Raw genomic sequence first — 14,579 nt, 5'->3', positions numbered from 1 at the left:
CCGACGGCCTCTGTGATGCAGGGATGAAGAGAAACCGACCATTGCCGTCGGAATTGGTTAAATTTTGTGCTATATTCCGCGACCGCGATTTTTCATCTCAACACCGGTCGTCCGACATGCAAGCAGCCAAGCCGTTATTTGACTATCCAAAATATTGGGCCGAATGTTTCGGGCCAGCGCCATTCCTGCCGATGAGCAGGGAGGAGATGGATCAGCTTGGCTGGGATTCCTGCGACATCATCATTGTTACGGGAGATGCCTACGTCGATCATCCGTCGTTCGGCATGGCAATCATCGGCCGGCTGCTGGAGTCGCAAGGCTTCCGCGTCGGGATCATTGCCCAACCGAACTGGCAGTCCAAAGACGACTTCATGAAGCTCGGCGAGCCGAACCTGTTCTTCGGCGTCGCGGCCGGCAACATGGACTCGATGATCAACCGCTACACTGCCGACAAGAAAATCCGTTCCGATGACGCCTACACCCCGGGCGGCATGGCCGGCAAGCGTCCGGATCGCGCCAGTCTGGTCTACAGCCAGCGCTGCAAGGAAGCCTACAAGAACGTACCGATCGTGCTCGGCGGCATCGAAGCTTCGCTGCGCCGCATCGCGCACTACGACTACTGGCAGGATCGGGTGCGCAACTCGATCCTGATCGACGCCTGCGCCGACATCCTCCTGTACGGCAATGCCGAGCGGGCGATTGTCGAAGTCGCCCAGCGTCTGTCCTACGGTCACAAGATTGAAGACATCACTGATGTGCGCGGCACCGCGTTCATCCGTCGTGACACGCCTGCGGGCTGGTACGAAGTCGATTCCACGCGCATTGACCGTCCGGGCAAGGTCGACAAGATCATCAACCCGTACGTGAACACCCAGGACACCCAGGCCTGCGCCATCGAGCAGGAGAAGGGACCGGTCGATGATCCGGAAGAAGCCAAGGTCGTGCAGATTCTGGCCAGCCCGCGCATGACCCGCGACAAGACCGTGATCCGTCTGCCGTCGATGGAAAAGGTGCGTGGCGATGCGGTGCTGTACGCCCACGCCAACCGCGTGCTGCATTTGGAAACCAACCCGGGCAACGCCCGTGCGCTGGTGCAGAAGCATGGCGAAGTCGACGTCTGGTTCAATCCGCCACCGATTCCGATGACCACTGAAGAAATGGACTACGTGTTCGGCATGCCTTACGCACGTGTCCCGCACCCTGCGTACGGCAAGGAAAAAATCCCGGCCTACGACATGATCCGTTTCTCGGTGAACATCATGCGTGGCTGCTTCGGCGGCTGCACCTTCTGCTCGATCACCGAGCACGAAGGCCGGATCATCCAGAACCGTTCCGAAGAGTCGATCATTCGCGAAATCGAAGAGATCCGCGACAAGGTGCCAGGCTTCACCGGCGTCATTTCCGACCTCGGCGGCCCGACCGCGAACATGTACCGCATCGCCTGCAAGACGCCGGAAATCGAATCCGCGTGCCGCAAGCCGTCCTGCGTGTTTCCGGGGATCTGCCCGAACCTGAACACCGATCATTCCTCGCTGATCCAGTTGTACCGTAGCGCCCGTGCGTTGCCGGGTGTGAAGAAGATCCTGATCGCTTCCGGCCTGCGTTATGACCTCGCGGTCGAGTCGCCGGAGTACGTCAAGGAGCTGGTGACCCACCACGTGGGTGGCTATCTGAAGATCGCCCCGGAACACACCGAGGAAGGTCCGCTCAACCAGATGATGAAACCGGGCATTGGCAGCTATGACAAGTTCAAGCGCATGTTCGAGAAGTACACCAAGGAAGCAGGCAAAGAGCAGTACCTGATTCCGTACTTCATCGCCGCACACCCGGGTACCACCGACGAAGACATGATGAACCTGGCCCTGTGGCTCAAGGGCAATGGCTTCCGTGCCGACCAGGTGCAGGCGTTCTACCCGTCGCCGATGGCCACCGCCACCGCGATGTACCACTCGGGCAAGAACCCGCTGCGCAAGGTCAGCTACAAGAGTGACAGCGTGACCATCGTCAAGAGCGAAGAGCAACGTCGTCTGCACAAGGCGTTCCTGCGGTATCACGATCCGAAAGGCTGGCCGATGCTGCGTGAAGCGCTGCAACGCATGGGCCGTAGCGATCTGATCGGGCCGGGCAAGGATCAATTGATTCCGTTGCATCAGCCGTCTACCGACACCTACCAGAGCGCCCGTCGCAAGAACTCGACGCCGGCTGGCAGCCATAAAGTGGCGAAGGAAGGTAAAGAGAAGACCACCAGGATTCTCACTCAGCACACCGGCCTGCCGCCGCGTGCCAGTGATGGCGGCAATCCGTGGGACAAGCGTGAACAGGCCAAGGCTGCGGCGTTCGCCCGCAACCAGCAGGCTGCCAAGGAGCGCAAGGACGCGGCTAAAGGCAAAGGGCCGAAGCCGACACGCAAACCGGTCGTGCCACGCTAAACAGAACGCCAACCTTCGGGTTGGCGTTTTTTTTGAGTCAAAAGATCGCAGCCTGCGACAGCTCCTACAGTGGGATTCGCGTTTCCCTGTAGGAGCTGCCGCAGGCTGCGATCTTTTGATCTTCGCCACAATTAGGCGCAACTTCGCCAAACCATTTCCCCGCATCGCCCGATTTTGGTGCTGTACTGCCCTGAGCATTCCGCAAAAGCGCCCAAGCCTGTGCATGGCATAAGTCTTGCGCGCTTTCGAATACGCTTAGGCTCGCAGGAGGCACGCCGTGTCGATTCATGTCGCATTGCATCACGTCACGCATTACCGCTACGACCGCGCTGTCGAACTCGGCCCGCAGATCGTTCGCCTGCGCCCGGCTGCCCACAGCCGCACGCGGATTCTTTCGTATGCGCTGAAAGTCTCGCCCGAGCAGCACTTCATCAACTGGCAGCAGGACCCCCAGGGCAATTACCTCGCCCGGCTGGTGTTCCCGGAGAAAACCGACGAACTGCGCATTGAAGTCGACCTGCTGGCGGAAATGGCGGTGTTCAACCCCTTCGACTTCTTTCTCGAACCCTACGCCGAGAAAATTCCCTTCGCCTATGCCGCCGATGAGCGCAAGGAGTTGGCGCCCTACCTTGAAACCCTGCCGCTGACGCCGTCATTCAAAGCCTATCTGGACGGCATCGATCGCACGCCGCTGCCCGCTGTGGATTTTCTGGTCGCGATCAATCAGCGTCTGAGCGAAGACATCAACTACCTGATTCGCATGGAGCCGGGCGTGCAAACGCCGGAGCACACCCTCGAACATGCCTCTGGATCGTGCCGCGACTCGGCATGGCTGCTGGTGCAATTGCTGCGCAACCTCGGACTGGCGGCGCGGTTTGTCTCCGGTTACCTGATTCAACTGACCGCCGACGTGAAAAGCCTCGACGGACCATCCGGCACCGAGATCGATTTCACCGACCTGCATGCCTGGTGCGAAGTGTATTTGCCGGGCGCCGGCTGGATCGGCCTCGACGCCACGTCAGGGCTGTTCGCCGGTGAAGGGCACATTCCGTTGGCCTGTAGTCCCGATCCGTCCTCGGCGGCACCGATCAGCGGCATGGTCGAGCCTTGCGAAACCCGGTTCAGCCATGAAATGTCCGTGGAACGGATTTGGGAGGCGCCACGGGTCACCAAGCCCTACACCGACGAGCAGTGGCTGGCGATTCAGGCGCTGGGCCGGCAGATCGACGCCGACCTGCTGGAGGGCGACGTACGCCTGACCATGGGCGGCGAGCCGACCTTCGTCTCCATCGACGACCCGGACGGCGCCGAATGGAACACCGCCGCCCTCGGCGAAGACAAGCGTCGGCTCTCAGCCGAGCTGTTCCAGCGCATGCGTAAACATTACGCGCCGCAGGGGCTGGTGCATTTCGGCCAGGGCAAGTGGTATCCCGGCGAACAGCTGCCACGCTGGTCGCTCAATTGCTATTGGCGCCGCGACGGCGTGCCGATCTGGCGCAACAACGCGTTGATCGCCGATGAACAGCAGGATTACGCCGCCGATGGCGAACTGGCCGGACGCTTTCTGGCCAGTGTTGCCGAACGTCTGAAACTGCCTGCGCGGTTTGTGTTTCCGGCCTACGAGGACAATTTCTATTACCTGTGGCGTGAGGGCACTTTGCCGAGCAACGTCAGCGCCGAAGATTCGCGTCTGGAAGAACCGCTGGAGCGTGCGCGGCTGCGCAAAGTCTTCAGTCAGGGACTCGACAAGGTCATCGGCCAGGTGCTGCCGCTGGCGCGCACCGCCAAGGGCGATCAATGGCAGAGCGGGCGCTGGTATCTGCGCGACGAGCATTGCCGTCTGGTGCCGGGGGACTCTCCGCTGGGCTATCGTTTGCCGTTGGGCGCGCAGCCTTGGGTAAAAGCGGCCGAGTATCCGTTTATCCATCCGCAGGACCCGAACCAGGACTTCCCCGAGCTACCGCAGACTGCGCAACTCAACAGTCACGGCGAACCGGCCTCGGCTGACGAACGCCAACCGAAAATCGACGAATCCGCCGACTGGCTGACCCGCACCGCGTTCTGCGCCGAAGCCCGTGAGGGCCGTTTGTACCTGTTCATGCCGCCGCTGGAGCGGGTCGAGGATTATCTGGAATTAGTCGCTGCCATCGAAGCCACCGCTGAAGAGCTGCGCTGCCCGGTGCTGCTGGAGGGCTACGAGCCGCCCGGCGATCCGCGGCTGAGCAACTTCCGTATCACCCCGGACCCGGGCGTGATCGAGGTCAACGTGCAGCCGTCGGCGACCTGGGACGAGTTGGTCGAGCGCACCGAGTTTCTTTATGAAGAGGCGCGGCAAACCCGCCTGACCACTGAGAAGTTCATGATCGACGGGCGCCATACCGGCACCGGCGGCGGCAACCACTTTGTCCTCGGTGGCGCGACGCCGGCGGACTCACCGTTTCTGCGCCGCCCGGATCTGCTGCGCAGCCTGATCAGTTACTGGCACAACCATCCGTCGTTGTCCTATCTGTTTTCCGGCTTGTTCATCGGCCCGACCTCGCAGGCACCGCGCGTCGATGAGGCGCGTAACGACGCCTTGTATGAACTGGAAATCGCCTTCGCGCAGATGCCGGAGCCGGGCGAAGCGTGCGCACCGTGGCTGGTCGATCGACTGCTGCGCAACTTGCTGATCGACGTCACCGGCAACACCCACCGCGCAGAATTCTGCATCGACAAACTCTATTCGCCGGACGGCGCCACCGGGCGCCTCGGCTTGCTGGAGCTGCGCGCCTTTGAAATGCCGCCGCACGCGCGCATGAGTCTGGCCCAGCAATTGTTGTTGCGGGCACTGGTCGCACGTTTCTGGCGCGAGCCTTATGCGCCGTCGAAACTGGCGCGCTGGGGCACCGAACTGCACGATCGGTTCATGTTGCCGCACTTCATCGAACAGGATTTCGCCGACGTTATCGTTGAACTCAACAGTGCCGGTTATCCGCTGCGGGCCGAGTGGTTCGCGGCGCATCTGGAATTTCGTTTTCCCAAGGTTGGCGATTACGCGGTCAACGGTATCGAACTGGAGCTGCGTCAGGCCCTTGAACCGTGGCACGTGCTGGGTGAGGAGGGCACGGCGGGTGGCACGGTACGTTACGTCGATTCATCCTTGGAACGCTTGCAGGTCAAGCTCAAAGGCCTGCCACCGCAACGCTACCTGCTGACCTGCAACGGCATCGCGGTGCCATTGCATCCGACCGGGCGAGTCGGCGAGTTTGTCGCCGGCGTGCGTTACCGCGCCTGGCAACCGGCCAACTGCCTGCAACCGACCATACCTGTGCACGCGCCGCTGGTGTTCGACCTGCTCGATACGTGGATGGCGCGCTCTCTGGGCGGCTGTCAGTACCACGTTGCGCATCCGGGCGGGCGCAATTACGAATCGCTGCCGGTCAACGCCAACGAAGCGGAGAGCCGGCGCATGGCGCGTTTCTTCCGGGTGGGACACACCCCGGGGAAACTTCCTATACCCAATGTGGAAATAAACGACGAGCTACCGATGACAATCGATTTACGCCGTTTCTGAATCGCACACAGCGCCCGGATTTTTCGTCTATCCGGGCGTCATGTGCCTGCGTTAGTCTGACCTTTCCCTGCTGTCTGCCGAGCTTTCCATGCCTGACCTGCTAGACCGCTACCCGCTGACGGCGGGCACTTATCACGAATTGCTGGATGCCAGCGGTGCGGTGCGCCCGCATTGGCAGCGGCTGTTCGACCAACTGCAGCGCAGCACCCCGGCGCAACTGGTGCAGCGTCAGGCGTTGCTCGCGCGGCAGATTCAGGAAAACGGCGTCACCTATAACGTCTACGCCGATCCCAAAGGCGCGGATCGGCCGTGGGAACTGGATTTGCTGCCGCATGTGATTGCGGCGGATGAGTGGCAGCAATTGTCGGCCGGGATCGCCCAGCGAGCACGACTGCTCAATGCCGTGCTGGCCGATTTGTATGGGCCTCAGCGCTTGATCAGCGAAGGCTTGTTGCCGGCGGAACTGGTATTTGGTCACAACAATTTTCTGTGGCCGTGTCAGGGCATTGTGCCGCCGGACAGTGCTTTTCTGCATCTGTACGCCGTGGATCTGGCGCGCACGCCGGACGGGCGCTGGTGGGTGACGGCAGATCGCACGCAGGCACCCTCGGGTGCCGGTTACGCCTTGGAAAACCGCACCATTGTGTCCCGCGCCTTCCCCGAGTTGTACCGTGATCTGAAGGTGCAGCATCTGGCCGGCTTCTTTCGCACGTTGCAGGAAACACTTGCTCGACAGGCGCCCACTGATGACGAGGCGCCGCTGGTGGTGTTGCTGACGCCGGGGCGGTTCAACGAAAGCTATTTCGAACACCTCTATCTGGCGCGTCAGCTCGGTTATCCATTGGTGGAGGGCGGTGATCTGACGGTGCGTGATGCCACGGTCTACCTGAAAACCCTCAGCGGCCTGCGCCGGGTGCACGCGATAATGCGGCGGCTCGACGACGACTTCTGCGATCCACTGGAGCTGCGCACGGACTCGGCGCTTGGCGTCCCCGGCCTGCTTGAGGCGGTGCGGCAGGGGCGGGTGCTGGTCGCCAACGCGCTGGGCAGCGGCGTGTTGGAGTCGCCGGGGTTGCTGGGTTTTCTGCCAAGGATCAACCAATTCCTGTTCGGCGAAGAATTGATCCTGCCCTCCATTGCAACCTGGTGGTGTGGTGAGGCGCCGGTGCTGGCTCAGGCGCTGGAAAAACTGCCTGAACTGTTGATCAAACCGGCCTTTCCTTCACAAAGCTTCGCGCCGGTATTCGGCCGCGATCTGAGTGAAAAGCAGCGCCAATCCCTCGCTGAGCGCATGCAGGCGCGTCCTTACGCCTATGTTGCGCAAGAGTTGGCCCAGCTCTCCCAGGCGCCAATCTGGCAAGCCGAAGACGGCCAGTTGCAACCTCGAGCGATCGGTATGCGTGTGTACGCCGCGGCCAGCGGTGATGGCTATCGAGTGCTGCCGGGCGGGCTGACCCGAGTAGCGGCCGAGGCTGATGCCGAAGTGGTGTCGATGCAGCGCGGCGGGGCGAGCAAGGACACCTGGGTGCTGGGCGATCGTCCGCCGAGCGGCGAACAGTGGAAGACCCAGCGCAACGTCGGCGTTCACGATCTGGTCAGGCGTGATCCTTATCTGCCGTCGCGGGTGGTGGAAAACCTGTTCTGGTTCGGTCGTTACTGCGAGCGCTGCGACGACAGTGCGCGGCTGCTGCGCATCATGCTCGCGCGGTATGTCGACGGCGACGACCCGCAAGCGCTGCAAGCCGCGGTCGATCTCGGCGAGCGACTGTCACTGTTGCCGGACGAAGGTGAACTGCCGGAGCGTTTGCTGGCCGCGCTGCTCGGCGAAGACTGGTCGTTCAGCCTGCGCTCCAACCTGCAACGCTTGCAGTGGGCGGCTTCGCAGGTGCGCGGTAAACTCTCCCGGGAAAACTGGCAGGCGCTGGTCGAGTTGCAGCGTGAAGCGTTGGAGCTGGAGACCGACGAGCCGGATTTTGGCGAGTTGCTGGACTTTCTCAACCGTCTGGTGATGTCGCTGGCGGCGCTGTCAGGGTTTGCCCTGGACGACATGACCCGTGACGAAGGCTGGCGCTTCCTGATGATCGGTCGGCGTATCGAACGGCTGCAATTTCTCAGCAGCAGTCTGGCGGGGTTTCTGCGTGGCGCCGGTGCGTTCGATCAGGCCGGGCTTGAGTGGTTGCTGGAACTGGGCAATAGCAGCATCACTTACCGCTCACGTTATCTGGCGGTGGCGCAGTTGATTCCGGTGCTCGACCTGTTGCTGCTCGATGAACAGAACCCGCATGCGGTGTTGTTCCAGCTGAAACTGGTGACTCGTACGTTGAAACGCCTGAACGATGATTTCGGCGTGCCACGGGAGGCCGGATTGCCGCAACTGGTTGAACGTCTGGCACGATTTGATCTGGGCTGCCTGGAGAATCCATTGTTCGGAGCATCCAGCGTGCGCTCGGCGCTCGATGGTCTGGCGGATCTGCTGCAAGAGATCGCCGAAGCCAGTGGGCAAGTCTCGGATCGACTGGCCCTGCGCCATTTCGCCCATGTCGATGATGTCAGCCAGCGCACGGTGTCCGTCTGATGAGCGCGCATTACCAGATCTTCCACGACACCTGTTATCACTACGACAGCCCGGTTTCCCTGGCCCAGCAATTGGCGCACCTGTGGCCGCGCGAGTGCAGTTGGCAGCGCTGCACGCAACGACAATTGCTGATCAGCCCGCAACCATCGGCACGGCGCGATGAGCTGGATGTGTTCGGCAATCCGTTGACGCGGCTGGCGTTCGAGCGACCGCACGATGAGTTGCAGGTCAACGCCCGGCTCACCGTTGAAGTGCTGACGCGACTGTCGCTCGATTTCAATCAGTCTCCGGCGTGGGAGCTGACACGCAATGCACTGACCTACAGCAGCCAGCCGCTGCCCTCCGATCTGCTTGAGGCTTGCCGTTATCGCTTCCAGTCACCGTACGTGCATTTGAAACGCAGTTTCGTCGAGTTCTCGCAAAGCTGTTTTCCACCCGGGCAGCCGTTACTGTTGGGCGTGCAGGCTCTGATGCAGAAGATTTTCAGCGAATTCACCTTTGATGCCGAAGCCACTCAGGTGGCGACGCCGCTCGTGGAAGTGCTTGAGCGCCGTCGTGGGGTCTGTCAGGACTTCGCGCATCTGATGCTGGCCTGCTTGCGCTCAAGAGGCCTGGCGGCACGTTATATCAGCGGCTATCTGTTGACTCGGCCACCACCGGGGCAGCCACGATTGATCGGCGCCGATGCGTCGCATGCCTGGGTATCGGTGTTTTGCCCGGTGCTGGGCTGGGTGGATTTCGATCCGACCAACAATGTGCAGCCGGCGCTGGAGCACATCACTTTGGCGTGGGGACGGGATTTTTCTGATGTGTCGCCGTTGCGCGGGGTGATTCTGGGCGGGGGGAGCCATGATCCGGAAGTGCGGGTCACGGTGATGCCAGTCGAGTGACACAATCCCTGTGGGGGCGGGTTCTCGTGTGGTGTTCGGATGCGGAGGGGAGAACTGTGAGGGCCGGCGGTCGTACCGCCAGCCCCTTCACGGATCCGCGGGGTCTGATTTCGATCATCAAACCCGGTGGGGCTCAGGCGTCGGGCGCCTGATCTTTCGGTGCTTCGGTTGCATCAACATCATCATCCGTCGCCACTTCACCGTCAGGGTTCAGTGCCGCTTCTTCAGCTACTTGTTTCTTGCGCTGAAGCTTTTCCTCTTTCTTCTTTTCCTTTTCCAGGTCTCGTTGACGTTTGGCGAAGGAGTAATTGGGTTTGGCCATGGGCGATCCTCTAGGGTCGAAGGTGAGGTTGAGCGGCGCGTATTCTGCCCTGTATCGGTGCCCGGCGGTTAGCCGGGTTTTTGGTCGACCCACTTTGGCGTGACGGTCGGCTTCCAGTTATCCAGGGCGTGGAGCAGCGTTTGCGGCGATTCGCTCACTTGCAGCATGTCACGGTGTGGCTCGCGAACGAAGCCTTCGCCGACGATATGGTCGAGAAAAGCAGTAAGTTTGCTGTAGAAACCCTTCACTTCCAGCAGGCCCAAAGGCTTGCCGTGGTAGCCGAGCTGGCCCCAGGTCCAGACTTCGAACAGTTCTTCCAGGGTGCCGAGGCCACCGGGCAGCGCGATAAACGCGTCGCTGAGTTCGGCCATCCGCGCCTTGCGGGCGTGCATGCCGTCGACCACTTCCAGACGCGTCAGGCCTTTGTGACCGATTTCCTTGTCCATCAGGCTCTGCGGGATAATGCCGATCACCTCGCCACCGGCGGCCAGTGCGGCATCGGCCACGATGCCCATCAAACCGACGGCGCCACCGCCATAGACCAACGTCAACTTGCGCTCGGCCAATGCGCGACCAAGGGCCACGGCGGCTTCGGTATAAGCTGGGTCAGTGCCGGCGTTGGCACCGCAAAATACACAAACGGATGTGAGAGACATGCCTTTCTCCGGTATCGAATCAGTCGCACAGGGTACTGGCTGGCACGCCTCGATCCAAGGTTTAGCGTTCGCGCTCCGGCGATTCAAAGGTACCGCTGGCGCCACAGGCATAGGCGGCGAGCAAGCTGCACAACAGGCCGTTAAAGATCATGACAGACGCTCCGTTTCAGTGAGATGCGCCGATCATGGACTCAGCCGGGTGATCTGGCCGTTAGATTGTGTCGATGAGTGTCATAGCCTGAAAGTTGTATACAATTTTTGATTCAAGTCATAGGAACTTGCGAAGATTTCAGGCAGTCTTTCAACCATTAGTGTTTTTGTTAACCCTGCCTTGGAGATTCACCATGTTTTCCAAAGTTGTTGCGGTATCCCTGCTGGCGCTGGCCAGCAGCCAATTGATGGCTGCCGAGTGCAAAACCACCGTTGACTCCACCGACCAGATGTCCTTCAACACCAAGGCCATTGAAATCGACAAGAGCTGCAAGACCTTCACCATCGAACTGACCCACTCCGGCAGCCTGCCGAAGAACGTCATGGGCCATAACCTGGTGATCAGCAAAGAAGCTGACATGCAGCCGATCGCCACCGATGGCCTGGCTGCCGGTATCGACAAGAACTACCTGAAGGACGGTGATGCTCGCGTCATCGCTCACACCAAAATCATCGGCGCCAAGGAAACCGACTCGGTGACCTTCGATGTGTCGAAGCTCAATGCCAGTGAAAAATACGGCTTCTTCTGCTCGTTCCCTGGCCACATCTCGATGATGAAAGGCACTGTGACTCTGAAGTAATCAGGTTCACCGCGTCATCGTTCTTCGCGGGCAGGCCCGCTCCCACATTCGACCGCGATCAACTGTGGGAGCGAGCCTGCTCGCGAAAGGGCCAGCTGCATCGACAGATAATCTGGCCAAAGAAAAGCCCGCTGAGGATCACTCCCCAGCGGGCTTTTTCATTCGTTCACGGATTACGGTGCGAACGGCATCACGCGTTTGTGATGGGTCTTGTTGTACGTATCAACAATGATCTTGAACGCCTCTTCACGCAGCGGCTCACCGTGCAGGAACGCGTCTATCTCGGTGTAGGTCACGCCGTGGGACGCTTCGTCCGGTTTGCCCGGCGACAGGTCTTCGAGGTCCGCCGTCGGGACTTTCTCGACCAGCGACTCCGGCGCGCCGAAGCTGCGGGCGATCGCCCGTACCTGGTTTTTCACCAGACCGCTGAGCGGGGCGAGGTCGCAGGCACCGTCGCCGAACTTGGTGAAAAACCCCATTACCGCTTCCGCTGCATGGTCGGTACCGATCACCAGACCACCCGCCGCACCAGCAATCGTGTACTGCGCAACCATGCGCATCCGCGCCTTGGTGTTACCGAGCACAAAATCCACCGACACCGCGTGCTTGCCTTCGAACGCCGCGACTTCACTGGCCAGCGCTTTTACCGCCGGGCCGATGTTGACGGTGTGGCGTTCGTCCGGATCGATGAAATCCACCGAGGCCTGCGCGTCGTGCTCGTCGAACTGTGTTTCATACGGCAGGCGTACGGCGATGAACTTGTACGCATTGTCGCCGCTACGTTCGCGCAATTCGCGCATCGCGCGCTGGGCCAGCAGCCCGGCTGTCAGCGAGTCGACGCCGCCGCTTATGCCCAGCACCAGCGCCTTGAGCCCGGAATTGACCAGGCAGTCCTGAATGAAGGTAATGCGCCGGGCGATCTCGGCTTGCAGGGCCTGATGGTCGGCGAACGGCGGTTGCACCTTGAGCTGTTCAGCAATCTCACGCTGTACGGCTTGCATGAATTCACTCCTTGCTAGATAGACTGGAATCGGCAGGAACCTGGAAAACGTGTCGCAAATAGGCGACAAAATTCGGATCTTTGCAGTGGGTCTTGCCTGGCTCGTCGGAGATCTTTGCCACCGGTTGGCCGTTGCAGGCGGTCATTTTAAGCACGATGCTCATCGGTTCGACACCCGGAATGTCACAGGTCAGGTTGGTGCCGATGCCGAAGCTCACGTTGATCCGCTCGTGCAGTGCGCGGAATATCTCCAGCGACCGGGGCAATGTCAGGCTGTCGGAGAACACCAGCGTCTTGCTCATCGGGTCGATGCCGAGCTTGTGATAGTGGGCGATGCATTTTTCGCCCCAGGCCACAGGGTCCCCGGAATCGTGGCGCAAACCGTCGAAAAGCTTGGCAAAGAACAAGTCGAAATCACCAAGGAAAGCATCGGTGGTGATGCAATCGGTGAGGGCGATCCCCAGCAACCCCCGGTACTCGCGGACCCAGCAGTCGAGGGCGGCGATCTGGCTGTCTATCAGCCTTGGGCCGAGTTGCTGGTGCGCCATGATCCACTCGTGGGCCATGGTGCCCAGCGGTTTCATGTCCAGCTCGCGCGACAGGTGCACATTGCTGGTGCCGACGAATCGGCCGGGGAAATCGTGCTTGAGCACGTTCACCACTTCTTCCTGTACCCGGTAGGAAAACCGGCGACGGGTGCCGAAATCGGCGACCTGCAATTGCGATAGTTCATCGGCCGAAGCATTGGCGGTGAGCCAGTCGAACTTGCGATAGAGCTGTTCTCGCGCCTGTTCGAGCACGGTCTCGCGGTAGCGATAACGGTTGCGCACTTCGCTGACGATGGCCAGCAGCGGCACTTCGTAGAGGATCACATGCAGCCACGGTCCGCGCAGGCGGATAAACAGTTCGCCGTTTTCGATGCCGGTGTGCAGGTAGCGCAGATTGAAGCGGAACAAGCCGAGGAAGCGCAGGAAGTCCGGTTTCAGGAAGCTGATGCGCTCCAGAAAACTCAGTTGATCGGCGCTCAGACTCAGTTCGGCCAAACGCTCGATCTGAAAGCGGATCTCGGCCAGATACGGACGCAAGTCCTCACTGTTACGGCAACGAAACTCCCATTCGACTTCGACGTTGGGGTAGTTGTGCAGCACCGCCTGCATCATCGTCAGCTTGTAGAAGTCGGTGTCGAGCAGGTTCTGCACGATGCGATCGGCAAACACACTCTCGCTCATAACGGGGTCTCCAGGTGCGCCGCGCCGTAGCGCGGTCTCGAACAATGGCGCTAGTGGCGCATATCAGCGGTGGGGATTGCCAGCGCTTTTTTAGACAACATCAATCTCTGTGGGAGCGAGCCTGCTCGCGAAAGCGTCATGGCAATCGACATTGATATTGAATGTGACGGCCTTTTCGCGAGCAGGCTCGCTCCCACAGTTTGAATATGATCAGGCAATGGGACTGTCGATCTGCTCCAGCATCCATTTCACAAAATCCCTCACCTTGGGCACTTCCGCAGAATGTTCCGGGTAGGCCAGGTAATAGGCGTCGGTGCTGGGCATTGCATGCTGCCAGGGAATGACCAGTTTGCCGTCGGCCAATTCTTCTTCCACCAGAAAGCGTGGCAGCAGCGCTACACCGCAGCCGACCTGTGCGGCGCGGATGCACATGTAAAAGGTTTCAAAACGCGGGCCGTGGTAGCTGTGTTCGGTCTGATCACCCTGACTGTCGAACCAGTCGTGCCAGGCCTGTGGGCGCGAGGCATTCTGCAGCAGCACCAGGTCGGTGAGTTGCGTCGGATCAGTGAAAGGCTGGTCGGGCAAGCTGCCAGGCGCGCACACCGGCACAAGCTCTTCGCCGAACAGCTTCAGGCATTCAGTCCCCGGGCGTGAGCCTTGGCCGAAATAGAACGCCAGATCGCTGCGCCCTTGCAGCAAATCGTCGGCCTCCTGCTCGTTGCACAGGTCCAGATGGATCGACGGATGGCGCAAGCGCCAGCCTTTCAGGCGGGGGACCAGCCAGCGGGCGCCGAAGGTCGAAGGCGTGGAGACGCGCAGGACTTCGGTTTCACCGCCGTAGGAACGCAGGTAGTGGGTCGACATCTCTACCTGCGTGAGGATTTTTCTGACTTCCACCAGGTACAAATCCCCGGCCGGGGTCATCTGCAAACGCCGACGTATCCGGCGGAACAACAAGTGCTGCAACAATTCCTCTAGCTGCGCGACCTGTTTGCTGACGGCGCTTTGGGTGAGGTTCAGTTCCTCGGCGGCCCGGGTGAAACTCAGGTGCCGGGTCACGGCCTCGAAGCACTGCAATGCGGTGATCGAAGGCAAGTGGCGTTTGTTCAGCATGGCCGATCCTTTTCTTGTCTT

General features: G+C 60.6%; 10 protein-coding genes. 5 read left to right on the top strand and 5 right to left on the bottom strand.

What is annotated here, in order from left to right; translation table 11 throughout:
* Positions 1-116 precede the first annotated feature (116 nt).
* The 4 genes from JJD74_RS14950 to JJD74_RS14935 all read left to right on the top strand — a co-directional run bounded on the left by JJD74_RS14950 (position 117) and on the right by JJD74_RS14935 (position 9,447).
* Positions 117-2,429 carry a YgiQ family radical SAM protein gene (locus JJD74_RS14950; RefSeq protein ID WP_047299499.1) on the top strand — a complete coding sequence of 771 codons (2,313 nt, stop codon included), beginning with the start codon at positions 117-119 and terminating at the stop codon, positions 2,427-2,429.
* A 277-nt stretch (positions 2,430-2,706) separates the two neighbouring features.
* The gene (locus JJD74_RS14945) at positions 2,707-5,982 is read left to right on the top strand and encodes a transglutaminase family protein (protein ID WP_200615077.1); all 3,276 of its coding nucleotides are present in this window, start codon (positions 2,707-2,709) and stop codon (positions 5,980-5,982) included.
* Between the two features lie 88 nt (positions 5,983-6,070).
* Positions 6,071-8,557: a circularly permuted type 2 ATP-grasp protein gene (locus JJD74_RS14940; protein ID WP_200615074.1), complete on the top strand. Its 2,487-nt coding sequence runs from the start codon at positions 6,071-6,073 to the stop codon at positions 8,555-8,557.
* A complete protein-coding gene (locus tag JJD74_RS14935) occupies positions 8,557-9,447 on the top strand; it encodes a transglutaminase family protein (RefSeq protein ID WP_200615072.1) in 891 nt (296 codons plus the stop codon). Before JJD74_RS14940 ends, JJD74_RS14935 begins: the two co-directional genes overlap by 1 nt.
* 133 nt (positions 9,448-9,580) lie before the next feature.
* Here the strand turns inward: JJD74_RS14935 and JJD74_RS14930 are convergent, their stop codons facing one another.
* Both JJD74_RS14930 and JJD74_RS14925 read right to left on the bottom strand, forming a co-directional pair.
* Complete coding sequence (locus tag JJD74_RS14930) at positions 9,581-9,769, bottom strand: hypothetical protein (protein ID WP_042557406.1); 189 nt, start codon at positions 9,767-9,769, stop codon at positions 9,581-9,583.
* 68 nt (positions 9,770-9,837) lie between these two features.
* Complete coding sequence (locus JJD74_RS14925) at positions 9,838-10,425, bottom strand: TIGR00730 family Rossman fold protein (RefSeq protein WP_047299503.1); 588 nt, start codon at positions 10,423-10,425, stop codon at positions 9,838-9,840.
* Positions 10,426-10,769: 344 nt separating this feature from the next.
* Between JJD74_RS14925 and azu the strand changes: the two genes are divergently transcribed.
* Positions 10,770-11,216 carry an azurin gene (gene azu / locus JJD74_RS14920; RefSeq protein ID WP_042557408.1) on the top strand — a complete coding sequence of 149 codons (447 nt, stop codon included), beginning with the start codon at positions 10,770-10,772 and terminating at the stop codon, positions 11,214-11,216.
* A gap of 173 nt (positions 11,217-11,389) precedes the next feature.
* On the opposite strand, the gene nadE is transcribed toward azu, so the two are convergent.
* The 3 genes from nadE to JJD74_RS14905 form a co-directional block, all read right to left on the bottom strand.
* Complete coding sequence (nadE, locus tag JJD74_RS14915) at positions 11,390-12,217, bottom strand: ammonia-dependent NAD(+) synthetase (RefSeq protein WP_042557409.1); 828 nt, start codon at positions 12,215-12,217, stop codon at positions 11,390-11,392.
* Between the two features lie 4 nt (positions 12,218-12,221).
* Complete coding sequence (gene pncB, locus JJD74_RS14910; RefSeq protein WP_042557410.1) at positions 12,222-13,445, bottom strand: nicotinate phosphoribosyltransferase; 1,224 nt, start codon at positions 13,443-13,445, stop codon at positions 12,222-12,224.
* 210 nt (positions 13,446-13,655) lie between these two features.
* A complete protein-coding gene (locus JJD74_RS14905; RefSeq protein WP_200615069.1) occupies positions 13,656-14,558 on the bottom strand; it encodes a LysR family transcriptional regulator in 903 nt (300 codons plus the stop codon).
* Positions 14,559-14,579: the final 21 nt, after the last annotated feature.

The sequence above is a fragment of the Pseudomonas sp. MF6776 genome, from assembly GCF_016613125.1.
Classification (GTDB): Bacteria; Pseudomonadota; Gammaproteobacteria; order Pseudomonadales; family Pseudomonadaceae; genus Aquipseudomonas; species Aquipseudomonas iridis.
Note: the sequence above shows the minus strand (reverse complement) of the source record. Positions and strands in the feature narration are given on the sequence as shown.

What these genes read in the sequence shown, in the direction of transcription:
- JJD74_RS14950 (WP_047299499.1), top strand. Translation starts at nt 117, where the DNA reads ATGCAAGCAGCCAAGCCGTTATTTGACTATCCAAAATATTGGGCCGAA.
- JJD74_RS14940 (WP_200615074.1), top strand. Translation starts at nt 6,071, where the DNA reads ATGCCTGACCTGCTAGACCGCTACCCGCTGACGGCGGGCACTTATCAC.
- JJD74_RS14935 (WP_200615072.1), top strand. Translation starts at nt 8,557, where the DNA reads ATGAGCGCGCATTACCAGATCTTCCACGACACCTGTTATCACTACGAC.
- JJD74_RS14930 (WP_042557406.1), bottom strand. Translation starts at nt 9,769, where the DNA reads ATGGCCAAACCCAATTACTCCTTCGCCAAACGTCAACGAGACCTGGAA.
- JJD74_RS14925 (WP_047299503.1), bottom strand. Translation starts at nt 10,425, where the DNA reads ATGTCTCTCACATCCGTTTGTGTATTTTGCGGTGCCAACGCCGGCACT.
- azu (WP_042557408.1), top strand. Translation starts at nt 10,770, where the DNA reads ATGTTTTCCAAAGTTGTTGCGGTATCCCTGCTGGCGCTGGCCAGCAGC.
- nadE (WP_042557409.1), bottom strand. Translation starts at nt 12,217, where the DNA reads ATGCAAGCCGTACAGCGTGAGATTGCTGAACAGCTCAAGGTGCAACCG.
- pncB (WP_042557410.1), bottom strand. Translation starts at nt 13,445, where the DNA reads ATGAGCGAGAGTGTGTTTGCCGATCGCATCGTGCAGAACCTGCTCGAC.
- JJD74_RS14905 (WP_200615069.1), bottom strand. Translation starts at nt 14,558, where the DNA reads ATGCTGAACAAACGCCACTTGCCTTCGATCACCGCATTGCAGTGCTTC.